Source organism: Paenibacillus nuruki (genome assembly GCF_001721045.1).
Lineage (GTDB): Bacteria > Bacillota > Bacilli > Paenibacillales > Paenibacillaceae > Saccharibacillus > Saccharibacillus nuruki.
Window position 1 is genome coordinate 1 of sequence record NZ_MDER01000080.1, and the last position, 14,303, is coordinate 14,303.

Annotated in this window: 17 protein-coding genes; 10 read left to right on the forward strand and 7 right to left on the reverse strand. The window is 33.1% G+C overall.

Translation table 11 applies throughout. The features are described 5' to 3' along the window. From PTI45_RS24245 to PTI45_RS19715, 8 genes are all read left to right on the forward strand, one after another. On the forward strand, positions 1–1,261 hold a 1,261-nt coding region (locus PTI45_RS24245), incomplete at its 5' end, for a hypothetical protein (protein WP_175425227.1). A gap of 356 nt (positions 1,262–1,617) precedes the next feature. Then, on the forward strand, positions 1,618–2,895 hold the full coding sequence (locus PTI45_RS19685) for a C39 family peptidase (protein ID WP_069329294.1): 1,278 nt from the start codon (positions 1,618–1,620) through the stop codon (positions 2,893–2,895). Positions 2,896–2,916: 21 nt separating this feature from the next. Further along, positions 2,917–3,276, forward strand: coding sequence for a hypothetical protein (locus PTI45_RS19690; RefSeq protein WP_069329295.1), 360 nt, complete (start codon positions 2,917–2,919; stop codon positions 3,274–3,276). A 403-nt stretch (positions 3,277–3,679) separates the two neighbouring features. Continuing rightward, entirely contained in the window at positions 3,680–4,243 is a 564-nt protein-coding gene (locus PTI45_RS19695) for an AbrB/MazE/SpoVT family DNA-binding domain-containing protein (protein ID WP_069329296.1), read from the forward strand. 205 nt (positions 4,244–4,448) lie between these two features. Further along, positions 4,449–4,634 carry a hypothetical protein gene (locus tag PTI45_RS19700; protein ID WP_069329297.1) on the forward strand — a complete coding sequence of 62 codons (186 nt, stop codon included), beginning with the start codon at positions 4,449–4,451 and terminating at the stop codon, positions 4,632–4,634. Continuing rightward, on the forward strand, positions 4,634–5,131 hold the full coding sequence (locus tag PTI45_RS19705; protein WP_069329298.1) for a hypothetical protein: 498 nt from the start codon (positions 4,634–4,636) through the stop codon (positions 5,129–5,131). The genes PTI45_RS19700 and PTI45_RS19705 overlap by 1 nt, the downstream gene beginning before the upstream one ends. 11 nt (positions 5,132–5,142) lie before the next feature. Next, positions 5,143–5,526, forward strand: a complete 384-nt coding sequence (locus PTI45_RS19710) for a hypothetical protein (protein ID WP_069329299.1) — start codon at positions 5,143–5,145, stop codon at positions 5,524–5,526. Between the two features lie 23 nt (positions 5,527–5,549). Then, positions 5,550–5,816 (forward strand): hypothetical protein, encoded by a 267-nt coding sequence (locus tag PTI45_RS19715; protein WP_069329300.1) that lies wholly within the window; start codon positions 5,550–5,552, stop codon positions 5,814–5,816. Positions 5,817–5,890: 74 nt separating this feature from the next. Here PTI45_RS19715 and PTI45_RS19720 read toward each other — a convergent pair whose 3' ends face one another. Next, a complete protein-coding gene (locus PTI45_RS19720; RefSeq protein WP_069329301.1) occupies positions 5,891–6,193 on the reverse strand; it encodes a hypothetical protein in 303 nt (100 codons plus the stop codon). Positions 6,194–6,316: 123 nt separating this feature from the next. On the opposite strand from PTI45_RS19720, the gene PTI45_RS19725 reads away from it, so the two are divergent. Both PTI45_RS19725 and PTI45_RS19730 read left to right on the forward strand, forming a co-directional pair. Further along, entirely contained in the window at positions 6,317–6,529 is a 213-nt protein-coding gene (locus PTI45_RS19725; RefSeq protein ID WP_069329302.1) for a hypothetical protein, read from the forward strand. Positions 6,530–6,604: 75 nt separating this feature from the next. Next, positions 6,605–6,898 carry a hypothetical protein gene (locus PTI45_RS19730; RefSeq protein ID WP_069329303.1) on the forward strand — a complete coding sequence of 98 codons (294 nt, stop codon included), beginning with the start codon at positions 6,605–6,607 and terminating at the stop codon, positions 6,896–6,898. 48 nt (positions 6,899–6,946) lie between these two features. On the opposite strand, the gene PTI45_RS19735 is transcribed toward PTI45_RS19730, so the two are convergent. The 6 genes from PTI45_RS19735 to PTI45_RS19765 all read right to left on the reverse strand — a co-directional run bounded on the left by PTI45_RS19735 (position 6,947) and on the right by PTI45_RS19765 (position 14,069). Continuing rightward, positions 6,947–7,222, reverse strand: a complete 276-nt coding sequence (locus PTI45_RS19735; RefSeq protein ID WP_069329304.1) for a hypothetical protein — start codon at positions 7,220–7,222, stop codon at positions 6,947–6,949. Positions 7,223–8,640: 1,418 nt separating this feature from the next. Continuing rightward, positions 8,641–10,212 carry a TIGR02391 family protein gene (locus tag PTI45_RS19745; RefSeq protein WP_069329306.1) on the reverse strand — a complete coding sequence of 524 codons (1,572 nt, stop codon included), beginning with the start codon at positions 10,210–10,212 and terminating at the stop codon, positions 8,641–8,643. A gap of 174 nt (positions 10,213–10,386) precedes the next feature. Further along, positions 10,387–11,595, reverse strand: coding sequence for a hypothetical protein (locus PTI45_RS19750; protein ID WP_069329307.1), 1,209 nt, complete (start codon positions 11,593–11,595; stop codon positions 10,387–10,389). A gap of 239 nt (positions 11,596–11,834) precedes the next feature. Continuing rightward, positions 11,835–12,326 (reverse strand): hypothetical protein, encoded by a 492-nt coding sequence (locus tag PTI45_RS19755; protein WP_069329308.1) that lies wholly within the window; start codon positions 12,324–12,326, stop codon positions 11,835–11,837. 76 nt (positions 12,327–12,402) lie between these two features. Continuing rightward, positions 12,403–13,482, reverse strand: coding sequence for a DUF3900 domain-containing protein (locus PTI45_RS19760; RefSeq protein WP_069329309.1), 1,080 nt, complete (start codon positions 13,480–13,482; stop codon positions 12,403–12,405). Positions 13,483–13,499: 17 nt separating this feature from the next. After that, a complete protein-coding gene (locus PTI45_RS19765) occupies positions 13,500–14,069 on the reverse strand; it encodes a hypothetical protein (RefSeq protein ID WP_137225123.1) in 570 nt (189 codons plus the stop codon). Positions 14,070–14,303: the final 234 nt, after the last annotated feature.

The following is a 14,303-nucleotide window of genomic DNA, read 5'->3' on the forward strand; positions in this document are numbered from 1 at the left end:
ATCTGCTTGTGATACTTATGAAGCAAAGGAATTATTTATAGATAAATATAGACAAATTTACTTATCTTCAAGAAAGACGTATAGACGTATTCTAAAACAATTAAGAGAGGATAGAGTAAAGATAATCTATCCTGAAATTATAGAAGAAAAATACATTAATGAATTTTTAGAAAAGTTCACAAAACTCGACACAAATAAAACTTTACAGGAAAATTTGCATTTATATATGGAAGAAATATTGAAGAAGAGAATCCATGATTCAAGTGAGGAAATATACAAATTAAAACATTATCCAGCAGAGTATATTAACACCTTAAGTAATTACATTGGTACAAATATTTTGAAATATAGAAATGAGATAATTTTATATAAAGATGTATATATGTCTGCAACAGAATTCCATAGTTGTTCTATTTGTTACAACGAGAAGTCTACCGAATCTACAAAAAATGCTCTACTAAACATTCTCTCGTATTTAAATGGTCATCCATCTTTTTATGTTACAGAAAACTACAATTTCAATAAAAAACTTTCTGATTTATATGAACAGTTTGATTTATTAGATATGCTCAGATTAAGGAAAAAAAGTTTTTTTGAAAGTAATACAGATATTGAACCTTTTTATTTAGAATTTCCGACCCTAAAGCAAAAAAATAATTACCAAACAATTCATATAGAAGAATCACCTCATGAAATGATTTTTGAATTATATCATGCTTCTTTAAAACAATTCGAATCACTTCCGCGGTGTGTTTTTCTTTATCGCATTTTTGAATATGGTTCAGTTGAACACTACAATCCTTTAATTAACCCTGCAAAGTATAAACCCGAAGATGCTCTTAATTACTATGTTAATGAAATAATGACTCATAAGTATATTCCGCTTTATTATGTCGATTATGGGACATATATTAATAATGAAAAAGATACAGTAATCAGAAAAAGAAAAAAAAGATACGTGAATATCACCAGTACGTTGAAGAGCGAAGCGAAGAAAATTCAAAAAGAATGGAAAAACCATCCATATCTTAAAAATAAAAATATAGGAAATATTATTTATACTACTGGAAGGAATGCAGTAGCACATGGAGGTAGTGGTAAAGCGAATGCAAGATACGATTATGCTAATAATTATAAGCATATAAACGATGTTAATATATTTCTGGAGTTAATTGCTAGATATATTATTGAGAAACTGAATCCGCAACTTGAATCTATAGTTGAAAGAAAAACCAAGTACTATAATGAACATAATAACTAGCTACACAAACAGAAGAGTGAGTGTATTAACATTTAACTTAATAATAAAAAAGAAGATACGTCTACATAGACCTAGCTTCTTTTTTATTATGTATTTAATTTGTAATCACAACATCTTTCTAATAATTTTTAATTTGTTGCAAGTTTAAGTATCTTTTTATCTTCATCCTTAAGCATTTAAATATGTTCAGTTTACTTTAAAATTATCTAATGTGTTCAATATATGTAAGTGCTCTATACATAATTATATAAATTGCTAATATATTACATTAAAGTAAACAAATTGTTTTATAAGTATGTTAAAGTAAGCACGATAATGCAAACGCATTATACATATACATAATAGGAGCGATGAATGTGAAGCTACGTAAGAAATTAATCATGAGCGTGATCATTTGTGCTCTGCTTCTCCCAGCTCTTCCTCTAAATACCTATGCAGTTTCTCTAGACAAAATGGTACCCAGAGAGTTGGCTCAAAAGGCAGCTGCATCCGTCATTATTAATGCAGTGGGAGAAGGAGATACGAAGAGCTGGAACAAACAAACACGTATAGGTGTAGTAGAAGATGTGTATGATCCAAGCGGTCAGCTTGTAGCCTATCGCGTTAACTTTCAAGGATCAGGAGGGCAAGCTGAAGGATATTCGTTAATCAGTGCTTTTGCAGATGAAGAACCGGTATTGATGTGGACAGAAAATAAAGCGCTGGATGAAGAAGAAGCAGAATCTGTAGCATTATCCCAAATCCAAAGTCAAAATCGCTCACTTGTCGCTCCCAAAATCGAAGAGTCGAAATTGGTATGGTATGGGGGTATTAAATTAGCTGTAGAAGTAGAAAGTAATACTGGCGATGAAGTGGCTGTAGATGATACGATGAAAGCTTATTCTCTGACAGAATTAAAAACGGAAGAAACCAATGAAAGCTACCCAGAGCCTACCTATAATGAGAGTAATCGGGCAAAGTGGAAACAGTTTGACAGTATTGTTCTTAGCGTTGCAAGTGACGATGTGAATGGAGAGAACCCCTGGCATGGTGTAACCTCTGAAAATCCACAAAGCTGGGAAACGAACTACAAACGAATCGATAAAAGTTATATCGAAGGTGTCAAAAGTTTAAAACAATGGGATTATGAATCCGGTCAAGCCAGCGGTTGCTCTCCAACTGCCGGTTCCAATATCGTCATGTGGTTTGCAAAACAATACCCTTCTCTAAATCCAACCGGAGATCCGAGAAGCATTGCACTGGAATTACGAAAAACAATGAATACGTATCAAGATAGTGAGGGTACTGGCTTAACGAATTATCTGAATATCCCTAGTGGCCTTCAGCAGTATATGAGAGAACATGGCGTGCCTACGGCATACGCTAAAAATATTTCATTGGCCATCTACTCAGAGTATGGAGATCGCATTGATGATGGGACCCCTGTACTACAAAGTTATTGGGATCAGTCTCACTATGGGAACCATACGGTCACCGTCGTAGGATACAAAGAGTATGTCCGTAATGTATTAGAGTCCAACTCCAAATATTTAGTCGTTAAAAACAATTGGACTTCGGAGCCTGGCGACTATTATGTGAAATGGGGAACGTGGAATACGAATGTCATGACGTATGTGTATGTGAAAGGAAATTAATAGTGAAGTAGAGGTGTGAAGATGAGCAGACAAGTGGCTAAATGGGTGCTGACGATTGCCGCATTAGGTGTACTGTATGTCGGGGTAGAAGTGTTGCTCATGTATAATCACACCCCTACTGTGTACTCTACGATAAAGCGTCTCCAAGATCATGCTCCAGTGATCGAAGCGTATGGGGAACAATGGACGTATAAGGATATAGTGGATTTGAAAGAGACGAAGCCTACAAAGTTTACACAAGGAGAAGGGGCTTACAAAGACCAGATGTATTTTTACCCGGGAAGACCTAACTCTCCTGCAAATATTTTTGTTAAAAAGCAAGGAACCGAATATTATCGGTATATGCGTACAACGATCATGTTCTTTCACGGGGTGGGATAGGCTTATCATAAACAAAAGGTGTAGAGTGATCATCAAAATGTTATGGAGTTTAGAAATGCGTTGGGTCTAGAGTAAAATAATATAATCGCTAATAAAATACAGATACATCTATGTAGATGTATCTGTATTTTTAGTGGAAAGATATGATCCATAAAGGCATTTTGCATATGTATCACATGATTAATTCAATTGAGGTAACCAGATCACGTCTTATCCTGAAATTATAACTTGAAATAGCTTAAAGCTTACTGTCTTCCGCCTTTTAACTTGAATCGATTTTTCCTGCAAAAATATAGCAAATATTACATTCTACAAAAGTATAACAAGATAATTTTTCATGTTGAATCATTCTTTACTTTATCTTACAATTAAAAGTAAAGAAAAGTAAAGAAAGAGGATGAATATGTTTAAATCTACGATTAGTAGTAAAGGACAGGTAACAATACCTAAAGAAATTCGTGACTATCTCAATTTAATGGAAGGAGACACAGTCGTTTTTCAATACAATACGGAAGGAAAAGTACATATTGATAAACAAATCATCTTTATAGATTGCCCAGTATGTTTTGGTTCAGGGATAATAGAAAACGATAACAAGGGTTGTTATATGTGTGACGAGAAAAAAGTTATACCAAATAATATTTTTGCATTTAAATTAATAAATGAAATCAAATGGAGAAAATATCGAATATCATATACTCTTTCGCATCATACGATGGACAGTAATGAAGAAGTATATGAATTATCCATTCCTAGATTTTCTTTGAGAAGTGACTTATATGGATTAGATTCGTTGGCAGCAGGAAACGACTATATACAAATGAAATTAATTCAAGAATACGCGCCTAGAAGAGTACAAGACCCTGAACAATATGCAATTCCAAGCGATATTGTATTAGCAGAAATAACTTCCTTATTAACCGAAACTAGCTCAAAAAGAGAAGTTACTACTTGGTTTAGAGCTTAAAGTTAAGTAATAACTTTAATAATATTAATTGATAGAAGGATAATCCGTTCATTTAAGTCCATTGAATAAAAGTCAGATGTATAAAAAAATAGTTTTTTTTTGGGAGCCGATGGACGATGCATCGTTAAAAGTTCATATGACAAATCCTAAATACTCATTTAATACAGTATTACCAAATAAAATGTTAGAAGAAGAGGTGTCTTAGATGTACAGAGAACTTATGTTTGATGCAACAACTGTTACAGGAATCGAAATAGAGTTTAATCTCTTTGATGTAGAAATAAAGCATGATCTGAAAAATAGACATATCAGTTATGTAAAACTTCCATTTCAAGATGATTTTACTGAAATTTTCACAGACAGTATCGAGTTGCAATCAGGTCAGCAATAATGGCATTTCCACTTGTTACCGATGTCATGAAAACAGTCATAAAGGCTAGACGCAGAATGTACTCACAGAAAGAAATGTCGTACTATTTTGATATGACGTTTAGAGAATATCAGTTATTTGAACAACTTAAATTACCTGTCTCTCGTGGAATGCTTGAGTTGATTACTGAAAGAATAAAAGTGGATATTCCCGAAAATTATATTGATGAAATTATGAAATACTATGCAAATATCGAAGAGAAGAAAATAGGCAAAGTAATATATGAAGATCGTAAAACAACGTATATAAATCCCAAGTTCACAGTATCTATAAAAATAGATAGAAAAGACTTTGAACTTGATCCTGAGCGTATCACGTCAATCAATATAAGTTATTCAAAAAATAGAGCTACAATTCAGCAATTAGGTAGTTCTACTGTTATAGAGCAATGTGGTACGTATTATCTAGAAATGATTCAAAAATGGGCAAATGCCAATGGGATAAAATTAAGTGTTTAGGAGAGTGTGGGATGTCGTCTTTATTTGGTATTAAGAAGCCTTGCGTAGACTGTCCTTTTCGTGAGAGCGGAACTATGCTAGAAAGTCTTAATGAGGGACGAATGAATGAGATTGTTAAAAATGTGGTAGAAGAAGATGGATTTTTCCCCTGTCACAAGACAGTGGATTACGAGACAGCAGATCAGGAAGAAGGATTGCAAGAGTCTCATAGATTTTGTGCAGGAGCTTTGATTGCTATTGATAAAGCTGGTGCGAATGATCGCAATCGCAACACAAGATTAGCTTTGATGTGGGACTTATATAAAGTCGAAGACTTGCAGGATAAAGATTGTGTTATTAACCCTGTTGATTACTTGGAGTCTTCCGTAGATGAAGTAAGACATGAAACAAAATAAAATTATGGGGGGAAGATGAGAATGTGAAAGAGCTTATGATGAAAGCAGAAATCTTTATAGGTCAGGATTCTACCGATTTGGGTGACTCAATTGAATTTAATCTTTTTGACACAGATATTGAACACTTTTGGGTAGAAGAAGGTCATCCGTTTTTTGATGTATCAAGATTAAGATTTAAAGATGATAGAGGAAATGTCTTTGTATTGACAGAATCTATTCGCCTTGCGCCAGAAAAACCGAAGTATCTACCAAATGGGGAAGCAAAAACTCCTTGGAGTGAAATACAATAATATACTTAAAAATTGGATGTCATCTTTATACCTTAAACTGCAACAAGCAACTAATAAATATAAACCACTCCAACTTATACGGGGTAATACCATGTTTCCACTATTTCAGGATGCTCCTGTTTATCTTTGGGGTGTGTAGGCATCAGGGTCATATCCGTTGGGATTGCTTTGATCATTTCTTTATAACTATCTGTAATTACTGCCGTTCTAGTCATTTGATGTATACCTTTATGCACTACCCAAAGTCTTCCAATAAACTTATTGGGGTAGTCTGGAGTATTGGAATAGATTGTAATTACTGGCATAGCGCTGTCTTTTCTAAAGCTTGATAAGTCTGTATGTTCTGGATGAAAACTTTTGATAAAAGTAATGTGCATCAGATCAGCTCCATTTAGTATTGAATTAATTATACAAAGATGAGACAATAATGTCTATCTATGGGTAATTATTACTTATATAGTCCAATCAAGTTAAAATCTAAATTGAGGTAGGTTATACTTATGGAAAATATGTCAAGAAAAGAAATTGATGATCGTTATGTGACTGTATTAACGCATAATGGCTTCGATATTGTGACATTAAAAGAGTCATCTGTATCAGACGAGCAAGGATATCGTATTAATCATCGTAATTATGATGAATTGTTTAATACTGTAAAAGAAGCTTCAAATCAAGTAGATGCAGACATGAGGAAAAACAATCTATCACAATAATAATCAACATGTATATGCGCAAGCAAAACATCATATAAATGCTAAAGTACTATATCTGAATGAAGGGGTGGTCAAATGAGTTTTACTAAAGACGATGTAAAGAATTTAATTGCAAGTGGAGTCGATAATGTGGATCAGTACCCTGTTGTAACCAAAGAGGGAAAATTAGTTCTTGTTCCAGTATCGGAGTATCAAAGTAACAGAGAAAAATATCCAGTACGTTATGATTCATTTGATTCAGGAAACGGTTATGTAGGAAAAAAAGCAAGTAAGGATAAGGCACATGTTTCAGCAGTATATAAAGATTTGCTGTCTGGATGGACTCAATATGAAAATGGAGAAACAGTAAACAATCATCTAAACTACTAATATAAATAAAAATTCACCTAGTCTATTATGCACTAGGTGAATTTTTATTTATATCCAAACTCCAAGAATTACTGGATCGTCTGATTCGTTACGATTAAAAAAGTTAAAACGTTCAGGAATCTTTGAAATAATATCTTCATACTTATCTGCAACAACTGCAACAGATGTAACGTAACTTTTCCCATCTCGTATATCAAACAGTCTTGCAACAAACCTGCCTTGAAAATCCGAAGTGGTTTTATCGTATACTGTAATAAGTGGAAATTTCATTTCCGACATGTCTACATGATAGTCGTGAAAGCTGTCTACAATAGTTGTACTCATAATGATCATCCTTATCATTTTACTATTCTAATTATATTATAAATGTTAGTATAAATACAGAATAAAATTGGTTTAGGGCAATTTTTTGTCACTTCAAAAAAGTGTTTACCTAAGGCAAATAAAATGGTTTATTATGGATAGATATACACAAAGTCCGTATTTTGTACATAAGTATAGTCATATAATAAGCACCAAGCTTTTCAGGTACATTACCCTACTCTGCTTGGTGCTGATCCGTATCTGATAAAATTTCTCATTACATTTATTATATCATTGTTGCGAATCAGGTTCAATGATAATATCTTGATCAATTGGACTTGGGATAGCCTTACTGACTATAGCACTTATGACTAAGAGTTCCACAATTTTAGAGATAATAACTTGCACAAATGAAAAATATTCTACATATATAGAAATAACAAACTTACTTCCCGAAAGTTCTGATGGAAATGCCACATACAGACTGATAAAAGCAGATTCGATAAGATTAACGTCTACATTTAAGGTTTTATATATTATGTAATACAGAAGTCCGAAAATAAGGATTGGAGCAGCCAAGCATAAAAACAAAGAGCAAATCAATTTAGATATTGAGTATTTACTGGCATTTACAATCATTTCAGAACAAAATTTAAAGAAATCGAATATAAAAAGGAAGAATGTAACGGCGATGAATATTATTGATAAAGAGCCTAATAGCAAAGGTGAGACTTTCTGTTTCGCCCCTAAACACTCTAGGATAATAGGAAGAAGATCATATATGCAAAATATTATTATATAAACTGCTATACACGTCCTTATCAAAGTAATGACAAGATCCTTCGACTTGAGGAATGTAGATACCCATTTATAGATTCTGAATCCTTTGATTATTGTCCCCTCCTTTTCCTACTCTCTTGGTTAGTCTTTCAATTAATTAGTAAATAAAAAACACCAACAAATCGAGGTGTTCCTCAAAAAAGTTGGTGTTTATTACGTAGGTCAAGCAACTAAAGCTGTAGATAATTATAACATCAATTTAAAGAGAAACAAAGTGATAAACTAAATAACTATGCTGCTTACTTTGGCGTAGCAAGTTGAGATTGTACATATCCTTGCATAATGGAAAATATGATAATAAGGGCTACGATGATAGGTAGCGGGAAATAAAAAGCTAACCACCTATTTTAGTGGTTAGCTTTCCTCTATCTACTATTTTCTAAGATACTGATGGACGAGTTCCTCATGTAACTTAAACGCACTGGTTTCATCTATGGATTTTACAATTTGAAACAAAAGTATCAAATTATTTTATTGGCCTTTTTGTGTCATTGTTTAAGCAAATCAGTATTGTTTACTGTAGTCTTTATTCCCTGATCTGTGCAATTTGCAAATCATTGTACTGATAAATATAAATTTAGTCTAGATTATCTATTCTGTTATTGATTCATCTTGACAATTTTTTTGGTCAAATCATCAAAATTATTTCGTCCTATATCATTTAAATTTCCACTAAGAAGGTCCAAATCACGTTTAGCTAACACGATTTTCTTATCAACTATCTCAGTCAAGAGTTCTCTCATAAACTCTACATCAGAGTACTTAATGATTAATGTAAAAAAATCATCTTTTAGCCAAATCCTGTTTAACAACTCATTAAATACCTCTGTATTAGAAAGTAAACGTTCCTGAAAAATTCTAAAACTCTTAGTAATTGCACTAAAGTTATCCTTAATCAAATCCATAGCAGAGTGAGAAGGATATGTATTCCCTGCTGCTTTATAAATAGTTATGATTAAATCGATATGATCGTCATTAGTGATATGATTAAAAATTATATCATTGTATTTCAATATCAATTTGATACCAAAATTTTGGTCATCAAAATATGAACTTTTAATTAATGTAAGAATCTTCTCGAAACAAATTCTGTGCAATGCGCTATCCACAAATTCTTTTGACTGATTAAGATACTCTCTTATTTTTTCTTTATTTAGATCGTATTTGCCATTCAGTTTGAACGAGATCTGAGAAATTTCTGTTATGAGCTTCTCTGCATCAACATTTACTGCTAAATCTAATTTTCTAAACAACATTGATGCAAAAAAAAGCTGTTCTAGCGCTTCCTGTTCTGATGGAATTATCGAATGGTCATGCGCTAGAACATTACGAATTGACATCGTTGAACCCGAAAACAACCACATTGCTCCCATTTGCGCTGAACCATCTTTTATTTTAAGAATAGGTGCTTTCTCACTAAAAGCTTTTTGCATAAGCGCTGATCCATACAAATCTAGTTTGCTCTTAATACGAACATCATTATCTAATGCTAAATAAGTATCGAGAACAGCAGGACGAAAATATCCATCTCGAAAAGGCTCCTGGGACATTTCCAATACTCTTGGATGTAACCCTTTTAACTTATTTAATTCAGGTCCTTCAATCACTTGTGTTTTTGGTACTTGTGATGGAACTGAAGTAGCTTCACTGATCGATATAGAGCTTCCTTTATCTGTAACTGTTATTTGTGTTGGAAACTTTACATCACACATAATTAATCCTTCGTCTATCAATGTTTGTATCATCATCAAACACGGGTGCTCATCCTTTACTTCTGGGAAGAATACCGCGTAGTCTTTACTATCAAATGATAACTTCTGACCAAAATATTCGGAAAGTTGATTAAGGTTCTGCATAACTTTAAGTTTACGTTCCGCTAAAGATGGAAACTGATCAACAATTTGTTGAATGGTAAAACCTTCCGAATAATCATAAGGGTCGCTAATAAATAGAGTTGCTACTGGCTCTTTATTGATCGTTCTATACCTGGTGAATGCTGAAACCTTCATCAGCTGTGGTAGCAGTTTACGTTCAGAAGGTAAATCGTCCAAGCACTCTTGAGTAATTTTGAAGTCACCACAACTCAGACAGCTTATATCGAGAACTTCTGATACTTCTCTTATTTTAGATGCTTCGTTACTGCAAAGTGGACAATTAACCTGCGATTTCATACTAATCACTCCATAATTTGAATTCCTCCTACACTCGCTAAAGCTGATCGATATTTTGAAAGCTTATCGATTTCTTTATAGTTCATGTAAGGAGTCGTTTATTGACTTGAAATTAGTAAGCACTTGTACAATAAAATAAACGCATAAAGATTCATTAGAATAATGAATTGGGCTTTAAATACGTTCATATTTGTCATATATTTCATCAAAAATATCGTTTACCTGCTTTAAAGATTCTGAGATTATGTTTGTAACTTCACTAGATATTACTGACAACTCTTTAAATTCTCTAGACTCCTGAAAATAAGTTGAGAAATGTTTGTGGGATACAATATATTCAGCAGCGTTTAAATCAGTTTTAATGATTGCTTTTCTCTTCGTAGAATATGTTAAATTCTCCTCATAAAATGAAGATTTAAACAAATTAACTAAGTGAGGATTATGATTCTGCCAATGATTCTGCCAATCATATTGTAATTCATCTTGACTATAGTTAATAATATTTTTAACAAAACTTCTTGATAAATCACAAACAATATCATACTCCTCCACATACTTATCTTCATAAAATACCACTTCACCTTCATCATCATAAATAGGTGCGTGTCCTTCTACAATGAATCCATATAATTCAGTAAATCCTTCAACAAAAAAATTTCTAATTACAATAGTACATTTGCTTTCAGCGCTATGATAAAATTTTTCCACTTTTTTTTGAAGGTTAGTTAAAGTCTCTAGCAAATTAGAATTAACCCTAAATTTGTGTTGCTCTGAGATTATTTTTTTAATAAAATTTAATTTAAACTCTGGAAAGAATATGCTTTTTTGATGTTCTACCTTTAACTGAAGAAGTTCATCTTTTAGTGGAATATAAAGCATCCTTTTAATTCTCATAATCACTTGAGGATCAGAAGACTGATCACTTGGAATTTGTAAATACTTGTATCTTATGTCTTGATTATTCTTTTTATCTAGCTCTTTTGCGATTGCATGGATATGAATTAATTTAAATGAAGCACTACTGTCCTTACATAATTGTTCACAAGCAGTTACTTCATTATGTTGAGGATTAGTTGCTGTAAAAGCAATACACATTAGACTATTTTTATCTTTAAACGAATTATAAGTATCTAAACAAGATTGAATATCTTTCTGAATTTTTCCTTTTTTACTATCTCTCGTAACTTCGACATAAATACAGTTTCCAGCTTTGTCTTCTGTCCACAGATCAGGTTGTCCTTTACGTGTCTGATTCGTGCCTTCCTTTCTACCACTAGGAACTAAATTATCCCATTCGTAATTCATGCGAGGTAATAATTCCAATGCCAACTGTTCTAATTGTCCTGCTGATAGCGACGTAATCCGTAACTCTGTATGATTCAATTTAAACAAGCTCCTTCTTAAATAATTGATTATTAAACAAAATCATAGATGTCAGACAATATTATCAATTTTATTGTGTTTTATCTATGAATAGCTTTCTAGATGACAATACCACTAAAAAAGCCATCCAACTGTAGCTTGTTGAATGGCTTTGCTAAAAGTCTAACTAATAGCCTGTATCTTATTATTCTAATACAGAAAGGTTAATTAGCATATCATATAATGTAGAGATTACTACTCTAAGTACGGTTTGGATCAATTAAGGGGGGTCTGGTAAGATTCCTATCTACAAACTTAAGATTAGTCATACTATATCCTATCCCTTGCTCCCCTTCTACTACACCTACTGAATAATCTGCAAATACTTGTTTTTGCTTGCAAAACAAACACATTAAATGTCTACGATCTATCTCATGGTATCGGTAATACTTTGCTCCACATGAGCAAGTTATATAGAAAGTACATTTTTCTGGTTCTATGATTTCTTCAATCTCTTCTGATGCTGGATTTAAAAGTAGATCTAACTCAGATTTTTCTAAGTACGTGGATTTAATCTCAAAAGTAGCCACTAAATGTGGAGATATTCCATGCACATCTTTATCAATTTGAACCACAAATCTAGTATTTGTTTTATAACACTGCATCCACTCTACAAGTTGTTCTTTGGTTAGATACACATCTTTCTTTATTCCTGAATTCAATCTATACTCTAAACAAATTTTACTCTCCAACACGCATCCCCCATCATCTCTATTTCAATACTATTTCCTTTAGTCATATTACCATATTTAGGTGTTTTAATAATCACTACTCTGCTTTTGATGCCACCTGATCGATCAACCAATTAGTCACCACTTCAAACGATTCAGGCTGGAGAAGTTCTATCGGTGAAAATCCTTTTTCAAATGTAAACCCGTCACCTTCGATGATTAAAGCATAATGATCTCCTAATGTTGTAATATGAAGGCGATACCCATAGTCTGCGAGTAATCCACTAATACGCGTATCTCCAAGTTTCATTTTTAATTCAATCGTAGGCTGGATCTCAATAATTTTTTCGGCTACTTCAATGACCTGCTGTGGTTCCCATTTCTCTTGAATATCTCGTTTGTCACTAGCAGCCCAAAGCTCTAGATCATGTTCTTCTTGTTGACGAATTTCGCTGGTTGTATCATTCCATTTATTTTCAATGTAGTTCTGAGCAGAATCAATTACATGCTGATTTATAATTTCAGGGATTGATTGTTCATAGGTTACATACTTTAAAAAATCTTCAAAGTATTTTGCAGGTGAACTTTGATGGATTTTGATTTCCCATTCTTCTATCATTCCTTCTTCCGGCATATGAGGATACATGATAGATTTCATATTCGATGCGCTGATCGCCATATCGACTTCAGACACTAACTGTCTTTCATCCGATATCCGGGCAATTCGTTGCTCAAAATCACATTTTAAGATAAAGATGAAAGGATCGCTAGAGATAGAATCTAAAGAGGCTTGAACTACAATCATGGCTCCACCACGAGCAGATGTTGTATTAATATACTGACGTACCAAGTCATCACTCATGGCTTTAAATGATTCTTTATCGTTCGTATGTCGTAGCTGATTAAACATATTGAAATTGGGGTTACTGTTTAACTCGTTTCCAGGTTCAACAACAAACGTACCTACCTTAGTAGAAACGTTTTCTTTAGCTGGATTTTTAGGAGCTTTCCGATTACAAATTTTCGAAAATTCTTTATGCAAAAAATTTTTGATATCACTGTTTTCATAATCATCTTGATCTAACGTTTGATAGTGCTTATATAAATTGTTCTGATTTCCGTCTTTTCCTTCGATTTGTAAAACAAAAAAAGATAAATAATTCATGCTTAATGACATCATTTTTGCTCCTCTATTTATGAATTGAACAACTGCTCTAATCGATTACGAAGCATGTTGTTTTCAGCAACTAATTTTTGTCTTTCTTTAGCTAACTTTTCAGCATCGGCTATTTTAGAAAGTAGCCAGCTGCATAATGTTAATTCTTTTTCTCGATTTGCCGTAAACCAGTGATCTTCAGTAGTTTTAAGCACATGCCCCTTGATCACCTTACATTTCCCTTTCGGATCTACTTCTATCAATCCCCAACCTAGCGGAAGCTCATCTACAGTGATTAATCCTTCGGGAACAAGATAATACCGATAGTTTCCCATACCCTTTTCTGGATGAATACGAAATGGTTTTTTTGAGTCTTGGAAAAAATCCTTTCTGGACACTTTGACTTCAATTAGAATCGTTTCTAAAATCACTCCATAGTTAGTACGAACACCAAAGGCATCTGCAATTTCACTTTGATACCCGCTTGAGACTTCTGATATGGCGAATGTACATGCTGCACCTGATTTGGGTAGGTCATATTGATTACGGGCTTTCTTCAGCCATTTACAAGCGACTAAGCATAGCTCTTGATGTTGAACTGTAGCCAATACCATTCTCACCTTTCTTATAAAAAGACAAAAAAAGCACCTCGATGATCGGCACATGCCAATCATCGAGGTGCTTCCTCGTCATTTATTGAATTGATTTCATTGTACTCTAAAAATGTAAATAATTCTATATGGTACTTCTAGAGCATCTCTAAAAATAAGTATTGATTAAAAATACATTCTTAGCTTGTTAATTTTTTTAAAATTATTATTATACAAGTATCTTTAAAAGGT

Bases quoted from the DNA above. Each gene is read 5' to 3' on its own strand.
- PTI45_RS19690 (WP_069329295.1), top strand. From the start codon at position 2,917: ATGAGCAGACAAGTGGCTAAATGGGTGCTGACGATTGCCGCATTAGGT.
- PTI45_RS19695 (WP_069329296.1), top strand. From the start codon at position 3,680: ATGTTTAAATCTACGATTAGTAGTAAAGGACAGGTAACAATACCTAAA.
- PTI45_RS19700 (WP_069329297.1), top strand. From the start codon at position 4,449: ATGTACAGAGAACTTATGTTTGATGCAACAACTGTTACAGGAATCGAA.
- PTI45_RS19705 (WP_069329298.1), top strand. From the start codon at position 4,634: ATGGCATTTCCACTTGTTACCGATGTCATGAAAACAGTCATAAAGGCT.
- PTI45_RS19710 (WP_069329299.1), top strand. From the start codon at position 5,143: ATGTCGTCTTTATTTGGTATTAAGAAGCCTTGCGTAGACTGTCCTTTT.
- PTI45_RS19720 (WP_069329301.1), bottom strand. From the start codon at position 6,193: ATGCACATTACTTTTATCAAAAGTTTTCATCCAGAACATACAGACTTA.
- PTI45_RS19725 (WP_069329302.1), top strand. From the start codon at position 6,317: ATGGAAAATATGTCAAGAAAAGAAATTGATGATCGTTATGTGACTGTA.
- PTI45_RS19730 (WP_069329303.1), top strand. From the start codon at position 6,605: ATGAGTTTTACTAAAGACGATGTAAAGAATTTAATTGCAAGTGGAGTC.
- PTI45_RS19735 (WP_069329304.1), bottom strand. From the start codon at position 7,222: ATGAGTACAACTATTGTAGACAGCTTTCACGACTATCATGTAGACATG.
- PTI45_RS19745 (WP_069329306.1), bottom strand. From the start codon at position 10,212: ATGAAATCGCAGGTTAATTGTCCACTTTGCAGTAACGAAGCATCTAAA.
- PTI45_RS19760 (WP_069329309.1), bottom strand. From the start codon at position 13,482: ATGTCATTAAGCATGAATTATTTATCTTTTTTTGTTTTACAAATCGAA.